The organism is Lentzea sp. DG1S-22, assembly GCF_036321065.1.
In the GTDB taxonomy this organism is placed as follows: Bacteria; Actinomycetota; Actinomycetes; order Mycobacteriales; family Pseudonocardiaceae; genus Lentzea; species Lentzea jiangxiensis.
Genome location: NZ_CP143276.1, coordinates 3636987 through 3660064, shown reverse-complemented (window position 1 = coordinate 3660064; position 23078 = coordinate 3636987). Strand labels below are relative to the sequence as shown.

The 23078-nt window shown below is 72.7% G+C and carries 11 protein-coding genes; all 11 read left to right on the top strand.

The annotated features are described in order from the left end of the window. Positions 1–57 precede the first annotated feature (57 nt). The 11 genes from V1227_RS16180 to V1227_RS16130 all read left to right on the top strand — a co-directional run bounded on the left by V1227_RS16180 (position 58) and on the right by V1227_RS16130 (position 23076). Positions 58–3024 (top strand): BTAD domain-containing putative transcriptional regulator, encoded by a 2967-nt coding sequence (locus V1227_RS16180; RefSeq protein WP_329793391.1) that lies wholly within the window; start codon positions 58–60, stop codon positions 3022–3024. Between the two features lie 147 nt (positions 3025–3171). After that, entirely contained in the window at positions 3172–3915 is a 744-nt protein-coding gene (locus tag V1227_RS16175; RefSeq protein WP_329793389.1) for a thioesterase II family protein, read from the top strand. Next, positions 3912–7070 carry a non-ribosomal peptide synthetase gene (locus V1227_RS16170; protein ID WP_329793388.1) on the top strand — a complete coding sequence of 1053 codons (3159 nt, stop codon included), beginning with the start codon at positions 3912–3914 and terminating at the stop codon, positions 7068–7070. Before V1227_RS16175 ends, V1227_RS16170 begins: the two co-directional genes overlap by 4 nt. Then, positions 7067–10294 carry a non-ribosomal peptide synthetase gene (locus V1227_RS16165; protein WP_329793387.1) on the top strand — a complete coding sequence of 1076 codons (3228 nt, stop codon included), beginning with the start codon at positions 7067–7069 and terminating at the stop codon, positions 10292–10294. The genes V1227_RS16170 and V1227_RS16165 overlap by 4 nt, the downstream gene beginning before the upstream one ends. Further along, positions 10291–13248 carry a type I polyketide synthase gene (locus tag V1227_RS16160; protein WP_329793386.1) on the top strand — a complete coding sequence of 986 codons (2958 nt, stop codon included), beginning with the start codon at positions 10291–10293 and terminating at the stop codon, positions 13246–13248. The genes V1227_RS16165 and V1227_RS16160 overlap by 4 nt, the downstream gene beginning before the upstream one ends. Then, positions 13245–18974: a condensation domain-containing protein gene (locus V1227_RS16155; protein WP_329793385.1), complete on the top strand. Its 5730-nt coding sequence runs from the start codon at positions 13245–13247 to the stop codon at positions 18972–18974. The genes V1227_RS16160 and V1227_RS16155 overlap by 4 nt, the downstream gene beginning before the upstream one ends. Next, positions 18974–20320 (top strand): MFS transporter, encoded by a 1347-nt coding sequence (locus V1227_RS16150; protein WP_329793384.1) that lies wholly within the window; start codon positions 18974–18976, stop codon positions 20318–20320. The genes V1227_RS16155 and V1227_RS16150 overlap by 1 nt, the downstream gene beginning before the upstream one ends. Further along, on the top strand, positions 20317–20517 hold the full coding sequence (locus V1227_RS16145; protein WP_442916535.1) for an MbtH family protein: 201 nt from the start codon (positions 20317–20319) through the stop codon (positions 20515–20517). Before V1227_RS16150 ends, V1227_RS16145 begins: the two co-directional genes overlap by 4 nt. Then, complete coding sequence (locus V1227_RS16140; RefSeq protein ID WP_090099296.1) at positions 20514–20741, top strand: acyl carrier protein; 228 nt, start codon at positions 20514–20516, stop codon at positions 20739–20741. Before V1227_RS16145 ends, V1227_RS16140 begins: the two co-directional genes overlap by 4 nt. After that, positions 20741–22063: a hypothetical protein gene (locus V1227_RS16135; protein WP_329793383.1), complete on the top strand. Its 1323-nt coding sequence runs from the start codon at positions 20741–20743 to the stop codon at positions 22061–22063. Before V1227_RS16140 ends, V1227_RS16135 begins: the two co-directional genes overlap by 1 nt. Then, on the top strand, positions 22060–23076 hold the full coding sequence (locus V1227_RS16130) for a 3-oxoacyl-ACP synthase III family protein (RefSeq protein WP_329793382.1): 1017 nt from the start codon (positions 22060–22062) through the stop codon (positions 23074–23076). Before V1227_RS16135 ends, V1227_RS16130 begins: the two co-directional genes overlap by 4 nt. Positions 23077–23078 lie beyond the last annotated feature (2 nt).

Here is a 23078-nt window from a genome sequence, read left to right as displayed (position 1 = left end):
CGAACGGCGAGGAAGTGGTGTTCGAAGATGCTGCAGCCCGCGTTACCCGCAAGGCTGGTGGATCGGCCCGCGCTGACCGCGGCGCTCGACGCGGCGGCCGCCCACGAGGTGGTCGTCGTGAAGGCGGGGCCCGGTTGGGGGAAGACGACCTCGGTGGCCGCGTGGGCGGCGACGCGCCGAGCCTGCTGGCTCGGCGTCGACCGGGCGGACACCTCCCTCGAACGCCTGTCGCGCGGGCTGTTGCGGGCGTTGCGGCAGCGGTTGCCGCACCTGCCCGCCGAACTGGTCACGACCACCGCGCAGGGCGCCGACACCGTCGCCGCGCTGGTCTGCGGCCTGCTGGACGCGCACCTCGACGAGCCCCTCGTGCTGGTGGTGGACGACGCCGGGCTGCTCGGCGGGGACAGCGAGTGCGCGCGGCTGCTCGAGGCGTTGTGCCGCCGCGGCCCTGACCTGCTGCGGCTGGTGCTCGTCACCGGTGACGAGCTCGCGTTCGATCCCGGACCGGCCGCGGAGATCGGCTCGCGGGAGCTCGCCTTCACCGAGCGGGAGATCGCCGCGCTCGTCGACGACGACCCCGCCGAGGTGCTGGCGCGCACCGGCGGCTGGCCCGCGGCGGTCGTGCTGGGCGGCGGCGAACCGGCCGAGCTGGTGTCGGCCGTGCTGGCGGCGGAACCGGAGGAGAACCGGGACCTGCTGCGGGCCATCGCCTGTCTCGGGAGCGCGAGCACGGCGCTGTGCCTGGCGCTCGGGTTCACCGACGTCCGCGACCGGTTGCCCGGGCTGGCTCGCCGCGGGCTGGTCAGCGGACCGGAGTGGAGCGTCCTCGAACCCGTCGCCGAGGTGCTCCGGCGCGACACCGAGGACGAGGAGGTCCGGGTCAAGGCCGCGGTGTTCTGCGAACGCACGGGCGCGCCCGCCGAGGCGTTGCGGCACCTGGTCGCCGTGCGGAGGTGGGACCTGGTGGCGCAGTTGTTGTTGCGCAGGGACGAGCAGATCGTCGCGGGCGGTGACGCCGACGCGGTGCTGGCCGCGCTGGAACAGCTGGAGGTCGACGACTCCCGCCTGCACCTCGTGTGGGGCTTCGCCCTGCAGCACAGGGGTGACTGGCTCGGGGCGCTGCACTCCTACGAGCAGGCGGGCGAGATCGGCGTGCGCCTGTCGTGGCGGATGGGGCAGCTGCACGCGCTCGCCGGGCAGACCGGTGAAGCCGTGGAGTTGTTCGAACGCACGGTGTTCGACGACGTCGCCTCGCTCGACGAGGTGCGGCTGCTGTCGCTGGCCGTGGGCTGGTTCCGCGAGACCGGCCGGCACGACAGGGCGCGTGAGCTGGCGGAGAGGTGCGCGGAGGCGGCGCGCAGGTGCACGGGCCACGCCGCGTTCGCCTGGAGCAGCAGGGCGTTCGGCTTGCTCGCCGGGTTCGACGGCGAGCGGGCACCGTTCGAGATGCACTACGGGCAGGCCGTGGACCGGGCGCGGCGGGCGGGCTGCCGCGTGCTGGAGCTGACGATCCGCTGCGAACGGGCGTCGTTCCTCGTGGAGACCGGTCCGGCGAGGGCGGTGGCCGAGATCGACGAGGTGCTGGTGTTCGGCAGGCAGGCGGGGCTCACCGGGCACGAGCTCGCCTGCCGCGGCGTCCGGGCGCGGGCGAACGTCCGGCTCGGCCGGTTCGACGACGCGCTGAGGGACGCCGGGCAGTGCGCGAAGGACCTCGTGACCAAGGCGGAGGTGCACCGCCGGCGGGGCGAACCCGGTCAGGCGCAGGCATTTCTCGACGAGGCACTGGCGCTGCCCGGCACCGACCCGCTCGTGCCGGCGACGCTCGCGAGGGTCGTGGCGGGCGAGGACGTCCGCCGGGCGCGCGAGCTCGCGGAGCACGCCGTCGCCACCAGCCAGGCCCTGCGGTCGGGGGAGGTGCCCGCGCTGCTCGCCCGGGGCTGGGTCGCCGTGCTGGCGGGCGACCGGGAGACCGCGCGGGCGGACGCCGCCTCGGCCAGGGCGCTCGCGGGACGCCGGGGCGACCGGGCAGGGCTCGCGGACGCGCTGCAGCTGGCGGCGGCGACCTCGGCGGACCGCGAGGCCCTGCTGGCCGAGGCCGTGATGGTGTGGCGGGCGGCGGGGGACCCGGTGGGCGAGGCGGCCGCGGAACTGGCGGCGGCACGGCTGACCGGGGTGGACGTGTCCCGGTGGGAGAACGCCCTGCGGGCTCGGGGAGTGCGCACGGACGTGCGGATGGCCGACGTGCTCGGGACCAGCGCCCCGAGGACCGCGCGGATCGTCGTGCGGACGCTCGGCGGGTTCCAGGTGCTGCGCGACGGCGCCCCCGTGCCGTCCGCGTCGTGGCAGTCGAAGAAGGCGCGCGACCTGCTGAAGATCCTGGCGGCCAACAGGGGACGGCCGGTGCCGCGGCCGCAGCTGGTGGAGCTGCTGTGGCCGGACGACCTGTCGGACCGCACCGCCAACCGGCTCTCCGTTCTGCTGTCGACGTTGCGGGCCGTGCTGTCCGCGCCGGGCCTGCCCGCCGACGCCGAGCCGCTCGTCGCCGACCGCGACACGGTGTCGCTCGACCTGTCCCTCGTGGACCTCGACGTGGCGGAGTTCCTCGACGCGGCGAACGCGGCGCTGGCGGCACACCGGCGGGCGGACCCGGCCGCGTTGTCGTTGCTGACCGACGCGGACGAGCTGCACGTCGGCGAGTTCCTGGCCGAGGAACCCTACGAGCAGTGGGCCGTCCAGGCCCGCGAGGAGGTCCGCGGGCGGTACACGGCCGTGCTGCGGGCGTTGGTGCAGCTGGTGCGCGATCCCGATCAGCAGGTCGGCTACCTGGTCCGGATGCTCGAGCTCGACCCCTACGACGAAAGCGCGCACGTGCGGCTGGTCAAGGCGCTGCGGGCGGCCGGACGGCACGGCGAGGCACGCCGGCGGTACCAGGTCTACCTGGAGCAGATGCGCGAGATCGGTGTCCTGCCGGTCGAGCCTGACCTGTTCGGCGCCAAGGGTTCGGAAGTTCTTCGGGCGGGCTGAGACCGGATCTCCCGGTACCGGGGCCACCTTCGCGGACGAGAGTCCGCCGGGGTGGCCCCACTTGTGTTTTCCCTGGTGGCACCAGGGATAAGAGCACCATCAGGTTTCCCGAAGGGTGCGCTAAGGGCCGGTTCGTAGCTTCGTCGCGTGAAGGAACAAGGGACAAGCAGCTGGCTGGTCCGCCCCCGGCCACGGCCGGAGGCGGCGCTGCGGGTGGTGTGCGTTCCGTACGCGGGCGGTGGCGCGTCGGCCTTCTGGGACTGGGCGGACCTGCTGGGGGAGTCCGTCGAACTGTGGTGCGCGGTGCTGCCGGGCAGGGAACGGCGGTTCGCCGAACCCGCGGTCACCGAGGCCGCGCGGATCTCGGAACCGCTGGCCGAGGCGATCCGGGCCGAGATCGCGGCACCGGTGGTGCTGTTCGGCCACAGCATGGGCGGCCTGATCGCGTTCGACGTCGCCCGCAGGCTCGGCGGCCAGGCCGAGCACCTGGTCGTGTCCGCCGCCAAGGCGCCGCACCTGCCGTTCGGCGGCGAACCGCACCTGCTCGACGACGACGGCCTGCTCGGCTGGATGACCACGCTCGGGGGCGTTCCCGCGGACCTGCTGGCGCACAGGGACGTGCTCGGCCTGCTCCTGCCGACGCTGCGCGCCGACCTCACCGTGTGCGCCGGGTTCCACGGCACCCGTGACGTGCTGGACGTGCCGATCACCGCGTTCTGCGGCACCGACGACCCGCTCGCGAGCGTGGCCGACGTCGGCGCGTGGCGGCATCACACCGCCGCCGGCTTCGACCTCGTGGTCCGGCCCGGCGGCCACTTCTACCTCAAGGACGACCCGGCGGCGGTGACGAGCGTCGTGCGTTCGGTGACCGCCAAGGAAGGTGTGCAGTGACCCAGCAGCGACCAGCGGCCACCCGTGGCCAGCAGCAGATCTGGTTCTCCGACCAGCTCGCGCCGGACGCCACGTTCAACACCGTGCCGGTGCACGTCGAGATCACCGGTGACCTCGACCCGTACGCGCTCGCCACCGCCCTGACCGCCGTGGTCGACCGGCACGAGCCGTTGCGCACCAGCTACCGCCTCGACGGCACCGACCTCGTGCCCGAGGTCGCGCTGGAGGCGCACCTGTCGATCACCACGCACGACCTGCGCGACCTCCCCGCCGCCGCGCGGTCGGAGCGCGCCGAGGCGCTGGTGGCCGGTGAGCTCGCCCGCCGCGTCGACATCTCCGGCGGACTGCCGCTGAGGGTCGTGCTGCTGCGGCTGGAGGACGACCGCCACCGGCTCCTCCTGCTGGTGCACCACATCGCGATCGACGGCGCGTCCGTCGCGGTGGTCCAGGACGAGCTGCCGCGCTGCTACCAGGCCGCCGTCGACGGCGGGGACGTGTCGCTGCCCCGGCCCGCGGTCGCCTACCGCGACATCGCCCCGCTCGCCGGGGACGTCGAGCACTGGCGCACCGAGCTGGCCGACCTGCCGGAACCGCTGGAGCTGCCGGCGATCCGCACCCGCCCGGCCCGGCCCGACTTCGCCGCCGAGGTGCTGCCGCTGGTCGTGCCGGAGGAGCTCGCGGACGCGGTGCGGCGCACGGCGAGCACGCACCGGTCGTCGTCGTTCATGGTGCTGCTCAGCGCGTTCACCGTGCTGCTGCACCGGATCACGGGCTCTTCGGACATCGTGGTCGGCTCGCCGTCCGCCGGTCGCGAGCACGCCGACACCCACGACCTGGTCGGCTACTTCGTCAACATGCTCGCGCTGCGGGTGCGCCCGGGGTGGGACCCGACGTTCGGCGAGGTCATGGACGCCGTGCGCGACACCGTCCTCGACGCGCTCGACCACCGCGACGCGCCGTTCCACGAGGTCTGCGAGGCGCTCGGGCAGACCGGCGACGTGGACCGCCACCCGGTCTTCCAGATCGTCTTCGCCTCCCCGCCACCGCTGGCCGGGCCGCTCGCCGCGGGGGGCTGCGTCTTCACCTTCACCCAGGGCACGAGCGACCAGGGGCTCTACGACCTCGAACTGCAGCTGCCCGACTCCGGCAGCGGCGAGATGCGCGGCTGGGTCAAGTTCCGCACCGCGCTGTACCACCGTGCCGACGTCGTCGACCTGACCGAGCGCTTCGCCACCGTGCTCGGCCAGCTCACGACCGCCCCGCGGGCGCGGCTGTCGAACCTGTCGCTGCTGTCGGGCGACGAGCGCGACCGGATCGTCCGCGACCTCAACGCCACTGCGACGGCGTACCCGGCGGACGCCACCGTGGTCGAGCTGTTCGAGCAGACCGCCGACCGGTACCCCGGCGACGTCGCCGTCGAGTTCGGCGACGTGCGGCTCACCTACGCGGAGCTGGACCAGCGGGCCAACCGCCTCGCCGCGCACCTCGGCACCCTCGGCGTGGCCGGCAGGCCCGTCGGCCTCCTCGCGGACCGGGGCGTGGACTGGGTCGTCGCCGCGATCGCCGTGCTCAAGGCCGGGGGCGCCTACCTGCCGCTCGACCCGGAGTACCCGCTCGACCGCCTGCAGGCGTTGTGCGCCGACGCTTCCGCCACCGCCGTGGTCGCCGACCGCCCGGTGGCCCTGACCGGGGTCGAGCTCGTCGACCTGTCCGCGATGGTGCTCACCTGTCCCGCCGACCGTCCACAGCGGACTCCGGTCGCGGACGACCTCGCCTACGTCATGTACACGTCCGGCTCGACCGGCATGCCGAAGGGCGTCTGCGTCAGCCACCGCAACGTGGTCCGGCTCGTCCGCGACACGAACTACGTCGACTTCGCGCCCGGTGACCGGGTCGCGCAGGCGTCCACGACGACGTTCGACGCGGCGACGTTCGAGATCTGGGGCGCGCTGCTGAACGGCGGCCGGCTCGTCGGGCTGCCCAAGGACGTCGCCCTCGACCCGGCGGCGCTGGGGGAGTGGTTGCGCGCCAACGAGATCGACACGCTCTTCCTCACCACCTCGGTCGCCATGCACGTGGCACGCGAGCTGCCCGGCGCGTTGTCCGGCCTGCGCTACTTCGTGTTCGGCGGGGAGCAGCCCGACGAGCACGCGATCGCGACGCTGATCGCCCACCCCGGCGGCCCCGAGCACGTCGTGAACGGCTACGGCCCGACCGAGACGACGACCTTCGCGTCCAGCCACGCGTGCGACCGCGCGGAGGGTCGCATCCCGTTGGGGCGCGCGCTGAGCAACACCCAGCTCTACGTGCTGGACCAGTACCTCGAACCCGTGCCGCCCATGGCCGTCGGCGAGCTGTGCATCGGCGGGGACGGAGTCGGCCGCGGCTACGTCGGCAACCCCGCCCTGACCGCCGAGAAGTTCCTGCCCGACCACCTCGGCGGCAGGCCGGGGACGCGGCTGTACCGCACCGGAGACCTGGCACGCCTGCTGCCGGACGGCACGTTCGAGTACCTGGGCCGCGCCGACCGGCAGGTGAAGATCCGCGGGTTCCGGATCGAGCCGGGCGAGGTCGAGGCGTGCCTGCACTCATCGGGACTGGTCCGCCAGGCCGTGGTGGTGCCGCGCGAGGACTCCGCCGGTGACGTCGCCCTCGTCGGCTACGTCGTGCTGGAGCGGGCCGGCGAGGAGCAGCTCGACGAGCTGATGCGGCACGTGCGCGACGCGCTGCCCGCCTACCTCGTGCCGTCCGCGCTGGTGCCGCTGGAGGCGTTGCCGTTGACCCGCAACGGGAAACTCGACCTGCGCGCGCTGCCCGACCCGGAGATCGCCGCCGAGGAGCCGGACGAGCCGCGGACGCTCACCGAGGTCGCCGTCGCGAACCTCTGGCGGCAGGTGCTCGGCGCCGAGTCGATCGGCCGCGACACCAACTTCTTCGACCTCGGCGGCCATTCGCTCAAGGCCGCCCGGATCCTGTCGCGCATCGAGGGCGAGCTGGGGGTCCGGCTGCCCATGCGGTCGCTGTTCGACCACCCGACCGTCGCGGGCATCGCGACCGAGGTCGACCGGTTGCGCGACACCACACCCGTATCCGCCGGCGCGATCCGGGCAGGGGCCAGGCCCTCGCTCTCCGTCGCCGACCTGCTCGACCTGTGACCGGAGGGGGACTCGTGCAGGACGTGTTGCGGCGCTTGAGAGCGCTCGATCCCGACAAGCGCGCGGAGGTGTTCGCGCGGCTCGCCGAACGGGGCGAGGAGTTCAACGTCCATCCCGTGTCGTCCGGGCAGCGGAGGCTGTGGCTGCTCGACCAGCTGCACCCCGGCAGCCCCGTCTACAACGTGCCGTACGCCTTCCGGCTGCGCGGACCCGTGGACAGCACGGCGCTGGGGGAGGCGCTGCTCGCTCTCGGGCGGCGGCACGAGGTGCTGCGGACCGTGTTCCTGGACCTCGACGGCGACCCGCGCCAGGTGATCCTGCCGGAGCCGCAGTTCTCGCTCGTCGTGACGCACGCCGACGCCGGCGACCGCGACGCCTTCGCGAAGGCCCGTGCGGCGGAAGCGGCCCGCGAGCCGTTCTCGCTGGCGGACGGGCCGCTGCTGCGGGCCGAGCTGGTGGTGTTCGACGAGACCGACGCCTTGCTGCTGGTGTCGATGCACCACATCGTCTGCGACGGGTGGAGCACGCAGCTGCTGTTCGCCGAGTGGCGCGCCGCCTACGAGGGGCGCGACCTCGGGCCGGAACCGACGCAGTACCTGGACTTCAGCCGCTGGCAGACCGAGTGGCTCGCCGGTCCGGACGGCGCCCGGCTGCTGGACTACTGGACGGGGCAGCTCGCCGGGGTGCCGCCGGTGCTCGAACTGCCGGCGGACCGCCCGCGTCCGGCTGTGATGAAGATGCGCGGCGGCGCGGTCGAGTTCTCCTGGCCCGCCTCGCTGAAGGCGCGGCTCGACGAGTTCTGCCTGGCGGAGCGCGTGACGCCGTTCATGGTGCTGCTGACCGCGTGGAACGTGCTGCTGCACCGCTACTGCGGCGCCGACGACGTCGTGGTCGGCACCAACGTGGGCAACCGGCGTGCCGAGGTCGAGAACGCGATCGGGTTCTTCGTCAACACCGTCGCGCTGCGGACCCGCCTCGACCCCGGGGCGAGCTTCCTGTCGGTGCTGCACCAGGTGCGGGACACGACGCTGGCCGCGCAGCAGCACCAGGAGCTGCCGTTCGAACGGGTCGTCGAGGCGCTCGCGCCACCCCGCAGCACCGCGCACCAGCCGGTCGTCCAGACGGTCGTCGGCATGGAGGACAGCCAGCACGAGATCTTCTCGCTGCCCGGTGTCGTCGTCGAGAAGGTCGCGTCGCACTCGGGAACCGCGAAGTGGGACCTCGAGCTCGGCGTCACCTCGACCGAGGGCGGGATCTCCGGGCTGCTGGAGTTCGACAGCGCGCTGTACGACCCCGCCACCGCGCGGAGGATGCTCGGCCACCTGGAAACGCTGCTCGGCTCGGGTCTCGCCGCCCCGTCGACGCCGATCGGCCGGCTGACGATGATCACCCCGGCGGAGCGGGTGCGGCTGCTGCAGGTGTGGAACCCGCCGGCGACCTGCCGGCTCGACGGTGTGCTGGTGCACGAGCTCACCGAGGCGTCGGCGGACCGCACGCCGGACGCGGTGGCGCTGGTGTTCGAGGACCAGCGGCTCACCTACGGCGAGCTGGACGTGCGGGCGAACCGGCTCGCGCACCTGCTGCGCTCGTCCGGCATCGGCCGCGGTGACCTCGTCGGCATCAGCCTGCCGCGGTCGATCGACCTCGTGGTGGCGCAGCAGGGCGTGCTCAAGTCCGGCGCCGCGTACGTGCCGCTCGACCCGGAGTACCCGGCGGACCGGCTCGCGTACATGGTCGAGGACTCCGGGCTGCGCCTGGTCGTGACGCTGGCGGCGCTCGCCGGGAGGTTCCCCGGTGCCGGCACGCTGCCGCTGGACGAGACCGACCTCTCCGGCCAGCCCTGTGACCGTCCACAGCGGACGATCGAGCCGGACGACCTGGCGTACGTGATCTACACGTCCGGGTCGACCGGCAGGCCCAAGGGCGCCATGCTGCCGCACCGGGGCGTGGTGAACCTCGCCGACGAGCTGGCGCGGATGCTCGGCATCGGGCCGGGCAACCGGATGCTGCAGTTCGCGTCGTTCAGCTTCGACGTGTCGGTCGCCGACATCATGGTGACGCTGCGGTCCGGCGCCACGGTGGTGCTCGCCGCGCAGCACGACCTGCAACCCGGCCCCGACCTCGCGCGCACGATCAACGCGCAGCGCGTCGACTTCGCGTGCCTGCCGCCGACCGTGCTGCGGCTGACCGACCCCGCGCTCGTGCCCGGCCTGCGCACGCTGATGGCGGGCGGCGAGGCCTGCCCGGACGAGGTCGCCGCCGCGTGGGCGCCCGGCCGGCGGTTCATCAACGTCTACGGACCGACCGAGGCCAGCATCTGGATCACCTCGTCCGAGTGCGACGGCACGGAGAGCCCGCTGCCGATCGGGCGGCCGATCACCGGCAACACGGCCTACGTGCTGGACGAGAACCGGGAGCCGCTGCCCGTCGGCGTGCCGGGCGAGCTGTACCTCGGTGGCGTGCAGGTGGCCCGCGGGTACCTGAACCGGCCGGAGCTCACCGCCGAGCGGTTCGTGTCCGACCCGTTCGGGGAAGGCCGCCTGTACCGGACCGGGGACCTGGCGCGGTTCCTGCCGGACGGGCAGGTCGAGTTCCTGCGGCGGATGGACGACCAGATCAAGCTGCGCGGCTACCGGATCGAGCTCGGCGAGATCCAGACCGCGGTGGCGCAGCACCCGTCCGTGCGCGCGGCGGTGGTCATCGCCCGCGAGGACGTGCCGGGGGACGTGCGGCTGGTCGCCTACGCGGTCGCCGCCGAGGGGTGCCGGATCGACGCGGCGCAGCTGCGGGCGTCGTTGCGGCGCGGGCTGCCCGAGTACATGGTGCCGTCGGCGTTCGTGGAGGTGCCGACCATCCCGCGCAACCCCAACGGCAAGCTCGAACGCCGGGCGTTGCCGAAGCCGGAGTCGGTGGCCTCCGAACGGGTGGTGGTGCCCGCCGGCAACCAGACCGAGCGCGCGATCTCCGACGTGTGGCGCGAGGTGCTGCGGACGGACCGGGTCGGCGCGGACGACAACTTCTTCGACCTCGGCGGCAACTCGCTGTTGCTGGTGAAGGCGCGCAGCAGGTTGGCCGAGGTGTTCGCGCGGGAGGTGCCGACGGTCACGTTGTTCACCTACCCGACCGTCCGCGCGCTGGCCGCTCACTTCGACGGCGGCGGTCAGACCGGCACGCGTGCCGCCGGTGGCAGGAAGGCTTTGCTGGCGAGGGGGAAGAAGTCGTGACGGAGTACACGGGGCTGGAGATCGCGGTGGTCGGCATGGCCGGCCGCTTCCCGGGATCGTCCACTGTGGAGGAGTTCTGGCAGAACGTGCTCGCCGGCGAGGTCGGCGTGCGCCGCTTCACCGACGAGGAGCTCGACGCGGCGGGCGTGACCGCGCAGCGACGTGCGGAGCCGGGTTTCGTACCCGTGGGTGGCGCGCTGGACGACATCGAGTTCTTCGACGCCAAGCTGTTCGGCTACAGCCCGCGCGACGCCGCCGTGCTGGACCCGCAGCAACGGGTGTTCCTGGAGTGCGCCTGGCACGCGCTGGAGCACTCCGGGCACCTCGGCGGCGAGGCGGAGGTCGGCGTCTACGCGTCGGCCAGCGTCGACACGTACCTGCTGCGGCACCTGTGGAACAACCCGGCCGTGCCCGGTGGCCTGCAGCCGCTCGACCTGCTGCTGGCCAACGACAAGGACACGCTCGCCAGCCGCGTCGCCTACCACCTCGACCTGACCGGCCCGGCGATCACCGTGCAGACGGCGTGCTCGTCGTCGCTGGTGACGATCCACGTGGCCTGCCAGGCGCTGCTGGGCCGCGACTGCGACATCGCCCTGGCCGGCGGCGTGTCCATCCGGCCGCCCGTGCACGAGGGCTACCAGCACACCGAGGGCGGCATCCTCGCCGCCGACGGCCGGTGCCTGCCGTTCGACGTCAACGCGCACGGCGTGGTCGCGGGCAACGGGGTCGCCGCCGTGGTGCTGCGGCGTCTCGAGGACGCGATGGCCGACGGCGACACGATCCACGCCGTCGTGAAGGGCACCGCGGTCAACAACGACGGCGCCGACAAGGTGGGCTTCACCGCGCCGAGCGTCAACGGGCAGGCACGGGTCATCAGGGCCGCGCACGACCTGTCCGAAGTGGACTCATCGACCATCGGCTACGTCGAGGCGCACGGCACCGCCACGCCGCTGGGCGACCCGATCGAGGTCGCCGCGCTGACGCAGGCGTTCGTGCACCCGCCTTCGGCGTGCGCGCTCGGGTCGGTGAAGGCGCTGATCGGGCACCTGGACGCGGCGGCCGGTGTCGCCGGGTTCGTCAAGGCGGCGCTCGCGGTCGGGCACGGAGTCGTGCCGCCCAGCCCGTACTTCACGGCGCCGAACCCCGAGACCGGGCTGGAGGGCAGCCCGTTCTTCGTCAACCGCGAGGTGCTGCCCTGGCCCGGTGAGGGGCCGCGCAGGGCCGGGGTCAGCGGGTTCGGCATGGGCGGGACGAACGCGCACGCCGTGCTGGAGGAGCCGCCGTCGCCGGAGCCGATGCCGCCCGGCCGGTCGCGGCACCTGCTGGTGTTGTCGGCGGCGAGCGAGCAGGCGTTGGAGCAGAGCAGGAAGAGGCTGGCGGAGCACCTCGCCGCGGGTGGGCACGAGCTGGCGGACGTGTCGCACACGTTGCGCACCGGCCGTCGTGCGTTGCGGCACCGGCTCGCGGTCGTGGCCGGTGACCGCGCCGACCTGACCGCGGCCTGGACCGGCTCGGGCGACCGCAGGGACGTGGTGTTCCTGTTCCCCGGCCAGGGTTCCCAGTACGCGGGCATGGCCTCCCAGCTCGCCGACGAGGAGCCGGTGTTCCGCGCGGCACTCGACGAGTGCGCCGCCCACCTGCCGTTCGACCTCCACGAGGTGCTGGCCGACGCCGAACTGCTGACGCGCACGAAGTACACCCAGCCGGCGCTGTTCGCGGTCGAGTACTCGCTCGCGAAGCTCTGGCAGCACTGGGGTGTGCGGCCGGTCGCGATGCTCGGGCACAGCGTCGGCGAGTACGTGGCGGCGTGCCTGGCCGGGGTGTTCGGGCTGCGGGACGCGCTGGAGCTCGTCGCGGCCCGCGGCGCGCTGATGGACGCGCTGCCCGCCGGCGCCATGCTGTCGGTGCCGCTGGGCGCCGCGGACCTGGACCTGCCGCCGGACGTGTGCCTCGCGGCGAGCAACGCGCCGAACCTGAGCACGGTCGCCGGCACGTTCGAGGCCGTCGGGAGGTTCGAGGAGAGCCTCGCGGTCACCAGCCGCAGGCTGCACACCTCGCACGCCTTCCACTCCTCGATGATCGACCCGGTGCTCGGCGAGTTCGCCGCGCTGGTGAGCCGGGTCGAGCTGCGGGAGCCGCGGATCCCGTTCGTCTCCAACGTGTCCGGCACCTGGATCACGAACGCGGAGGCGACCGACCCCGGCTACTGGGCGCGGCACGCCCGTGCGGCCGTCCGGTTCAGCGAGGGGCTGACGACGATCCTCGCGAACGGCCCGGCGAACCTGCTGGAGGTCGGACCGGGCAACGTCCTGAGCACGCTGGCACGGCAGCACGACCTGACCGGCAGCGCGGCCTACGGGTCGCTGCGGCACCCGCGCGAGGACAGGCACGACCTCGACACCGTGCTGGCCGCGGCGGGCCGGCTGTGGATCGCCGGCGCCGACGTGGACCTCGGCGCGCTGACGGCCGGCGAGCGCCGCCGCCGGGTTCCGCTGCCGGGGTACCCGTTCGAGCGGGCGCGGCACTGGGTCGACCTGCCGGGTACCGCACCGCGCGAGGCCGAGGCCGAGGTCGTCGTCGAGCGAGCGCGCGAGCGGGAGGTGGCCGCGACGGGTGACCTCGCCGTGATCACCGGGATCTGGCAGGAGCTGCTCGGCATCGCGAGCATCGGCCCGGACGACGACTACTTCGAGCTGGGCGGGCATTCGCTGCTGGCGACCCAGATCCTCGCGCGGATCACGGCCGGCCTCGGCGTCGTGCTGCCGGCGGGCGCGATCTTCGAGGCGCCCACGCCGGCGAAGCTCGCCGCCAGGGTCGAGCAGCTGCGGGCGCACGAACCGGAGCAGGACGACGAGTTCGCCCGGCTGCTCGCCGAGATCCGCGACATGTCACCGGAAGAGCTGCGGGCCGAACTGGACCGCGAGCGGGACGCCCAGGAGATCTCCCAGTCATGACAGACCACCTGACCAGCTCACTGACCGAGGAGCAGCGCCAGCTGCTGGCCCTGCGGCTGCGCAACGCCGACCGCTCGCAGCCGGTGTCGTTCACCCAGGAGCAGCTCTGGTTCCTCGACCGCCTCGACCCCGGAAACCCCGCCTACGCGATCCCGTTCGGGCTGAAGCTCACCGGGCCGCTCGACCGCACCGCCCTCGAAGTGGCGGTGGGCCGGGTCGTCGACCGCCATTCCGCGCTGCGCACCACGTTCTTCGAGCGTGATGGCGAGCTGCGGCAACGGGTACGCGACAACGTCTCCATCGCCATCGAGGTCACCGACCTGACGGCGGACCCCGGACGTGCCGGGGAGGTGGCCTTGGAGCACGCCCGGCACGTCTTCGACCTGAGCACGGGCCCGCTGGTGGCGTTCAGGCTCGTGGTGCTCGGCGAGCAGGAGCACCTCCTGCTGGTGACGGCGCACCACATCGTGTTCGACGCCGCCTCGGCCGAGGTCTTCGGCTCCGACCTCGTCGCGTTCTACGGCGGTGAGACGCTGCCCGAGCTGCCCACGACGTTCGGGCGGCACGCGGCGGCCGAGCGGCGCAGGCTGACCGACGAGGTGATGGACGAGCACCTGGCGTACTGGAAGGACAAGCTCGCGGACAGCCCCGCGCGGTCCACGGTGCCGTCCGACCTGCCGCGCCCGGCGATCCAGACCCACAGGGGCGGACGACGTCACTTCGTCGTGCCCGCCGACTTGACCGGGAAGCTCGCCGCACGGGCCCGTGAGCTCGGTGTGTCGCTGAACGCCGTGGTGCTCAGCGGGTTCGCGGCGCTGATCGGCCAGGAACGGGTGCTGCTCGGCATGCCGGTCAGCGGGCGCGGTCGCCCGGAGCTGGAGCCGATGATCGGCTCGCTGGCGAACATGCTGGTGCTGCGGGTCGACCTCGGCGCCGACGCCGACGAGGTCGTCCGGGGCACGCACCGCGCGATCAGCGAGGCCTACGCCCACCAGGACGCGCCCTACGCACGGGTCGTCGAGGCCGTCGACCCGCCGCGCGACCCGAGCCAGAACCCGTTGTTCCAGGCCATGCTCAGCCTCACCGAGGCACCGGCGGCCAAGACGGCCGGCGGGGTCGAGTTCAGCCCGTTCGAGGTCGACAACGGGCTCACCGACTTCGACCTGTTCGTGGTGCTGTCCAGAGTGGACGGCGAGCTGCGCGGCGTCCTCGGCTACAACGCGGATCTCTACCTCGACGAGACCGCCGGTGAGCTGGGCGAGCAGTTCCTGACCGTGCTGAGCGGGCTGGCGGCGGGACAGCCGGTGCGGCGGCGCGACCGGATCTCGATCGCCGCCACGTTCACCGCCGACCCGGTGCGCGAGCCGCTCGACGTCCTGAACGGCGTGCTGCGCCTGCCGGTCGACGTCGAACTGGCTCCCTACGGGCAGATCGTCCAGCACCTGCTCGGCGGCGACGGCGGCAGGCTCGCCGACGTCGTGCTGCTGCGCTGGGAGGACTGGCTGCGCCACGGCGACTCGGTCGAGGCGAGCTGGCAGGACCTCGAAGCCGCGGTCACCGCCTACCGGCAGCGGTCCGCCGCCCCGCTGTTCCTCGTCGTCTGCCCGTCCGGGCAGCCCTTCGGCCACCTCGACGACCGGCTCGCCGTGCTCGCCGACCAGACCGACGGCGTGCACGCGGTGTGGTTCGCGGACTGGGCCAAGGCGCTGCCCGTCAGCGCCACGTTCGACCCGCAGGCCGACAAGCTCGGCCACGTCCCCTACACGCAGGAGACGTTCGCCGCCCTGGCGATCCTGCTGACCCGCAAGCTGCACCCGGACGCACCGCGCCTGCACCTGCTGGACACCGCGCTCGGCGACCCGGCCTCGCTCGCCGGTCGCGCCGCACCCGCCGTCCGGGCCGTCGCGGTCGACACGCCTCCCGTCGCGCCGCGCACCAGGACCGAGGAACGGCTCGCGAAGGTGTGGCGGGAGGTCCTCAAGCTCGACGAGGTCGGCGTCACGCACGACTTCTTCGCGCTGGGCGGGCACTCGCTGCTCGCCACGCAGCTGCTGTCGAAGGTGTTCGCGGAGTTCGGCGTCGACGTGTCGCTGCACGCGCTGTTCACCCACCCGACCGTCGAGGCATTGGCCGAGCTCGTCGACGAGCCGGGGGAGACCGGGCATCCGCTGTCGCCGGTCTCCCGCACCGGCCCGCTGGAGCTGTCGGCCATCCAGCAGCGGATGTGGGCGGCGACCCAGCTCGACACCACCACGACCCGGATGAACACCACGTTCGCCGTCAGGTTGAGGGGCTCGCTGGACGTGCCGGCGTTGCGCGCCGCGGTGGCCCGGGTCGTGCGCAGGCACGAGATCCTGCGCACCACGTTCGCCGAGCGGGACGGCCGGCCGGTCATGGTCGTGCACCCGGACCTGGACTGCTGGCTGCCCGAGGCCGTCGGCTCGCCCGACGAGTTCCTCCTGGAGCACACCAGCCACGTCTACGACCTGGAGAACGGGCCGCTGCTGCGAGTCCGGCTGGTGCGGACCGGCACGGACGAGCACCACCTGCTGCTCGGCATGCACCACATCGTCTGCGACAACACGTCGTGGGGCGTGCTGCTCGCCGAGCTGTCCGCCGGGTACGCGCGGGCAGACCTGCCGGAGCTGGTGGTGCAGTACGCGGACTACGCGGCCTGGCAGCAGGAGCTGCTCACCGGCGAGGCCCTCGAACCGCACGCGAACCACTGGCGCTCCTACCTCGCCGATGCGCCGTCGCAGCTGGAGCTGCCGGCGCAACGTCCCGAGCGCAACGAGACCCGGCGCACCTCGTCCGAGGTCCCGGCCACCGTCGCGCAAGCGTTGAAGGACCTGGCCCGCGCCGAGGGCAGCACGCCGTTCGCCACGCTGCTCGCGGCGTACGCGGTGGTGCTGTACCGGCGCAGCGCGCAGCCGGACGTCGTGCTGAGCGTGCCGCAGCAGGGCAGGCCGCGCCCGGAGGTCGAGCACCTCGTCGGCTGCTTCACCGACCTGCTGCCGATCCGCGTCGACCTGGCGGGGCGCCTCACGTTCCGGCAGGTCCTGCAGCGGGTGCACCGCGCGATGGTCGACGGCTACCAGCACGCCGACGTGCCGTTCTCCAGCGTCGCCCACGTGCTGCCGCGGCAGAGGGGCCGGCACCCGGTCTACCAGTGCGCGTTCAACTACGCGGACCTGCCCGACGAGGCGATGACGTGGCCCGGGCTCGACCTGGAGCCGCTGGAGGTGCCGGTCACGAGCCTCGACTTCGACCTGTTCCTCACGCTGACCACCGAGCACGGCGAGCTGGCCGCGACGCTCGAGTACAGCGCCGACGTCTTCACCCCCTGCGGCGCCGACGAGCTGCTCGGGTCGTTCGTCGCGCAGCTGACCGAGCTGGTCGGCGCGCCGGACACGCCGATCGTCGTCGAGGGCACGGCGAAGTCCACTGTGGACGGCCTGCCGGTGAGCGTCGTGTCGTCGCGCCCGGTCGACGGCGTGTTGCCGGTCCTGTCGTCGTGGGCGGACAAGCTCGGCCTGCCGCTCACCGTGCGCACGACACCGGCCGGCCAGGTCCTGCGCCCGTTGCTGGACCAGGAAGCGGGGCTCGACGGGGTGGAGCGGGAGATCACCGCGCTGCTGCTGCGCTGGGAGGACCTGTTCGAGGGCGGCGTCGCCGCGTTCGAGATCGCGTTCGCCCGGCTGTGCGACGCGATCGGGCGGTGGACCGAGCGCACGGGCGCGGCGCCGGCGGTTCTCGCCACGTCCGAGCGCACGGAGAAGCCGTGGCCCGGTGTCTTCGGGCACGCGGCGGACCGGCTGGCGCGCCGCTTCCCGGCGGTGACGGTCGTCGACCTGCTGACGGCCGAGGGCGACCAGGACGTCGTGCTGGGCACCGCTCTCGCGCGGCTCGTCCACGGCGGTGAGCTGCCGGAGGAGACCGGGGCGGCGGAAGCCCCGCGCACCGGCGAGGAACGCGCTCTCGCCGCCGTGTGGCAGGACGTGCTGAAGCTCGCCGAGGTCGGTGTGCACGACGACTTCTTCGAGCTGGGCGGTGACTCGATGACCGCCATCCAGGTGGTGTGGCTCGCGAACCAGGCGGGGATCAGGCTCACGCCCGCCCAGCTCACGGCCAAGCGCACGATCGCCGCGCTGCTGCGCGTCCCGATGACGCCGGAGCAGCAAGCGCTTGCGGCCGTGTGGTGCGAGGTGCTGAAGCTGGAAGAGGTCGGTCCGCACGACGACTTCTTCGAGCTGGGCGGTGACTCGATGACCGCCATCCAGGTGGTGTGGCTCGCGAACCAGGCGGGCATCAAGTTCACACCCGCCCAGCTGACCGCCCGGCGCACGATCGCCGAGCTGTGCGCCGCGACCGCGCCTCAGCCGGTTGTGGACCAGGGACCGGTCGAGGGCGACTTCCCGGCCACCGGTGCCCAGCGCTGGTTCTTCGAGGCGCTGGCGACGTCGATGGTCGCGCCCGCCCACTTCAACCACCCCTACTACCTCCGGCTGCGCGTGCCGGCCACGCCCGAGCAGCTGGAGCAGGCCACGAACGCGCTGGTCGCCCACCACGACGGGCTGCGGCTGCGGTTCCGCCGCGAGGGGATCGACTGGTACGCCTCGCACGGCCCGGTCGAGGGCGCGATGCCGTTCGTCTCCTTCGACGTCTCGGACGCGGCCGACCGCGAGAAGGCGATCGAGGACCACCTGAACGAGGTGCACCCGACGCTCGACATCGCGGACGGCCCGCTGGCCAAGGTCGTCCACTTCGGACTCGGCGGCCACGAGCCCGACCGCGTGATGGTCATCTGCCACCACCTGGTCACCGACGGTGTCTCGCGCAGCCTCGTCCTGGAGGACTTCCAGAACGCGCTGCGCCAGGTGCTCGCCGGCGAACCCGTCGACCTCGGGCCGAAGACGACGTCGTTCCGGGACTGGGCGCTGAGGATCGACGAGTACGCCCGCGGCCCGCAACCGCTGGGGGAGCTCGAGTACTGGGAGAGCCAGGCGCCCGGCAGCGAGGAGCTGACCCCGGACCTGCCCGGTGTCAACACCTTCGGCGTCATGCTGGACATCCACACGACGATCGACGCCGAGACCACCGCGCGTCTGCGCGAGCTGGCCAAGCGGCACCAGGTCGGTGTCAGCGACCTGCTCGTCTGGGCGTCCGTGCGGATGGCCGCCGAACGCTCCGGCAGTCCCGAGTGGACGATCGCGACCACCGGGCACGGCCGCGAGGCGTTGTTCGACGGCCTCGACCTGTCCCGCACGGTCGGCTGGTTCCAGGTGATGTACCCGATCCGGCTCACGCTGCCGGAGGGCGCCGACACCGAGGCGGTCGTGTCGCTGGCCGAGCAGCTCAAGACGGTGCCCGTGAACGGCATCGGCTACGGCCTGCTCCGCTACAACCACCCCGATCCCGCCGTGCGGCGGCGGCTGGAGAAGCCCGACCCGCAGCTGACCGTCAACTACGCCGGGGCGTTCGGGTTCACCGACCTCTCCAGCGCCGGCGAGCTGTTCGACCTCTGCCAGTCCGAGCTCGGCGTCCTGCAGGACAGGGGAACCGTCTGGCCCGGCCGGATCGACGTCGTCGGATCGCTGGTGGACGACCGGATCCGCATCGAGATGAACTACGGCACCGAGATGTACCTGCCCGAGACCGCGCGCCGGATGCTCGGCCGAATCGAAGAGCTGCTCCGCCGGCTCGTTGACCAGAACAGGACGAGGTAATGCCCAAACCTTCGGGATTCGGCGCGTTCACGATCATGTGGGTAGGACAGCTGCTGTCCGCCCTCGGCACCCGCATGACGAACTTCGCGCTCAGCATCTGGGTGTGGCAGCACACCGGCTCGGCCACGTCGATGGCGCTGATGATGTTCTGCGGCTTCGGCTCGACCGTGCTGTTCAGCCCGGTCGCGGGCAGCCTGATCGACAAGTGGAGCCGCAAGACGTCGATCATCGTCAGCGAGATCGGGTCGATCGCGGTCACGTTCATCCTGCTGGCGCTGTTCCTCACCGACTCGACCCAGCTCTGGCACCTGTACCTCGTCAACGTGCTGACCGGCGCGCTGCTCGCGATCCAGGGACCGGCGTTCGGGGCGACCATCGCGCTCATGTTGGAGCGGGGGAAGTTCCTGCGGGCCAACGCGATGATGTGGTCGGTCAAGAGCTTCCCGGTGATCTTCGCGCCGGCGTTCGCCGCCACCCTGCTCGGCCTCACCGGCATCAAGCTGATCCTGCTCGTCGACGGGCTCACCTACGTGGTCGCGATCATCACGGTGCTCGTCGTGCACATCCCGCGGGTGCCGGGCCAAGACCGCGAGAAGAGCACCTTCTGGCAGGACTGCGTGTTCGGCTTCCGCTACATCGTCGAACGCCCTCCGCTGCTCGCGGTGCAGGTCGTCCTGTTCTCCATCAGCCTCCTGGCGGCCCTCGCGTGGGCGCTGATCGTGCCGCTGGTGCTCGCCCGCACGCTGGGCGACGAGGGAACGCTGGGCCTGGTGCAGAGCATCGGCGCGGTCGGCGGTGTGCTGGGCGGCACGCTGCTCGCGTTCATGAAGCCGCCGCGCCGCAAGATGCTGGTCGTGCTGGGCGCGATCCTCGTGTTCAGCATCGTCGGCCGGATCCTCTACGGCGTGGGTGACGGCCTGATCGCGTGGGCGGCGGCGATGTTCTTCGTCGAGCTGACCATCCCGTTCATCGACGGTCTCGCGCAGACCATCTGGCAGGAGAAGGTCGACCCTGCCGTGCAGGGACGCGTCTTCGCCGCCCGCAACTTCTTCGAGAACCTGTCGGTCCCGATCGGCTTCGCGGCCGCCGGACCGCTGGTCGACAAGGTGCTCGAACCCGCCATGCGAGGCGACACGGCGCTCGCGGACGCGTTCGGCTGGCTGGTCGGCACCGGACCGGGCTCGGGCATCGGGCTGCTGTTCGTGGTCGTCGGTGTGCTCGGCGCCGGCGTGGGTGTCGCGGGCTTCCTCAGCCGCAACGTCCGCGAGGTCGAGACCCTCGTGCCGGACCACGAGCCGGAGCCGGAAGCGAAGCCGCTCGACCGCCAGCCCGCGCTGGCCGACTGAACGACGAAGGGGAGAACACCATGACGCACCGGGTCGTGATCAACGACGAGGAGCAGTACGCGCTCTGGCCCGCCCACAAGGACAACGCGCCGGGCTGGCGCGACGCGGGGGTCAGCGGCACCAAGGAGGAGTGCCTCGCGCACATCGGTCGCGTGTGGACGGACATGCGCCCGCTCAGCCTGAGAGGACGGTCATGACCTTCACCGAGGTGGTGGCGGGCGCGCTGGACGTCGATCCGGCGCACGTCACCGACGACGCGGGGCAGGACACGCTGTCGAGCTGGACCAGCATGCGGCACATCCAGCTGATCGTGACGCTGGAGGAGGCCTACGGGCTGTCGTTCGACTACGAGGAGATCGCCGGCGCCCGGACCGTCCGGGACGTCCGCGACGTGCTGCGGGCCAAGGGGGTCGAGGTCTGATGGACCTGGTGGAGGACCTCGCCGCGGTGCGCCGCCGGTGGCAGGAGATGGCCGGGACCGGGGTGAACCCGGTGATCAGGGCCGGGCTGTTGGCGAGCTACACGATCGACCCGGTGCTGCCCTACCTCGGCACCGCCCTGCACGACGCGGGCCTGCCCGCCTCGTTCACCACCGGGCCGTACAACCAGATCGTGCAGCAGTGCCTCGACGACACGTCGGTGATGGCGGCCGCCAGGCCGGACGTGCTCGTGGTGGCGCCCCGGTTCGAGGAACTGGGCGACGAGCTGCTGACCGTGGTCGACGCCGCGATGGCCGCGGCACGGCGCTGGGGGTCGTTCCTCGTCCTCGTCCTGCCCGCGGTGCCGGAGGAACGGGTGTTCGGGCACCTCGACGACGGACGGGCCGCCGGCACGGCCGCCACGGCGCACGAGGTGCGCGAGACGATCCGGGCGGAGCTCGCGGGCCGGCCGGACGCCTGGGTGGTCGACGCCGAGCAGGCGGTCCGCGCGGCCGGCACGGGCAAGGCCCACCACCCCGCCATGTTCAAGTTCGCCAAGATCCCCTACACCGAACCGGTGTTCGCCGAGCTGGGCGCCGCGCTCGCCGGTGTGCTGCGGGCGGTGCACGGCGTGACGCCGCGGGTCGTCGTGGTGGACCGGGAGTCGGCGGACGCGCTCGGCGAACCGCTGGGGTGGTTGCGCGAGTCCGGCGCCCGCCTGGTGTTCAGGCAGGGGCAGGAGCCGGTCTCCGAGCTGGCGGAGGCGGAGGGCGTGCCGGCCGGGTCCGCGGCGCTCCTGCGGCTCGGTGCCAAGCCCGCCGCCTGGCGCGACGAGCTCGTCCGGTCCGGGCTGCTGGACCGCCTGCCGCCACCGGAGACCGCTCCCCGTCGTGCGCGGCGCGCGGTGCAGAAGACGGTGTCGCTCACCGACTTCGTCGCCGGGCTGAACGTTGAGGTCGACCTCCGGCCCGTGGGACCGGACTCGGCGGCCAAGGTCGTCGAGGTCGTGTCCAGGGCCAAGGACTTCACCCTCGGCACCGGGGAGCTCGACCTGGCGCAGGACCGCGAGGTGTTCGCGGTCCACGTCCGGGACAAGTTCGGCGAGTACGGCATCAGCGGCGCGGTGGGCATCAACGGCGAAGGCGTCGTCGACGTCTTCTCGCTGTCCTGCGTCGTGCTCGGCAAGGGCGTCGAGGACGTCGTGCTCCAGCAGCTGCGCGAGAAGCACGGCGACATCGTCTTCCGCCACCGCCGCACCGCCCACAACCAGATCACCGCCGGGTTCCTCGCGGACGCCGGAGCGAGAATCGAGGAGATCCCGTGACCGTCCACTTCGGAGTCGTGTCGCTCGGGCACGTGCTCGGCGACCCCGTCGACGTGGCGTCCGCCGCCGCCGGCTACACCGCGGACGTCGACCGCGTGCTGGGCTGGGGGTACCGGACGTTCCACCGCGCCGGGGACGGCGTCGGCCTCACCGACCTGGCCGCCGAGGCCGGTGCGAAGGCACTGGGCGACGCGGGCGTGCAGCCGCACGAGGTCGACCTGGTCGTGCTGGCCATGTCCGACCTGTCCGAGCACCTGTACTGGGACGCGGCCGGCGCGACGCAGGCCAAGATCGGCGCCCACCGGTCGGAGAACGTCCTGCTGACCCAGGCGTGCGGCGGGGGAGTGGCGGCGTTCGACATCGTCGCCGGCAAGTTCGCCACCCACCCCGGCTACTCGACGGCGCTGATCATCGGCGCCAACCGCGTCTGCGAGCCGTACTGGAACCGGATGGAGATCAACACCAGCATCTTCTCCGACGGTGCCGCCGCGGCCGTGGTGAAGCGCGACCACCCGCGCAACCGCTGGCTCACCACCGAGATCATCAGCGACGGCCGCTACGCCGACTTCATGATGATGGACGTCGGCGCCGCAGCCCGCCCGTTCGCCGGCCAGCAGGACATCGGCGTGAAGAGCCCGCAGAAGCGGCTCGAGGAGTTCTTCGCGGGCGACATCCGCAAGATGTTCGAGTTCGTCTCGACCATCCGCACCAACAACCACGAGGTGGTGCGCCGCGCCTGCGACCGCGTCGGCACCACGCCCGCGGACCTGCGCAAGCTCCTGCACCTGCACGACAGCGTGCCCGCGATGACGTTGCTCGCCAAGGACCTCGACCACGGTCCCGAGTGGACGAACACCGAGGTGGCCCAGGCGCTCGGCCACGTCGGGTGCGCCGACCAGCTGATGTCGCTCGAGCACTACCTCGCGGCCGGGGAGCTCACCGAGGGCGACGTCGTGGCACTGACCAGCACGGCCAGCGGCATGCACTGGCTCTGCACGCTTCTGGCGATCTAGGG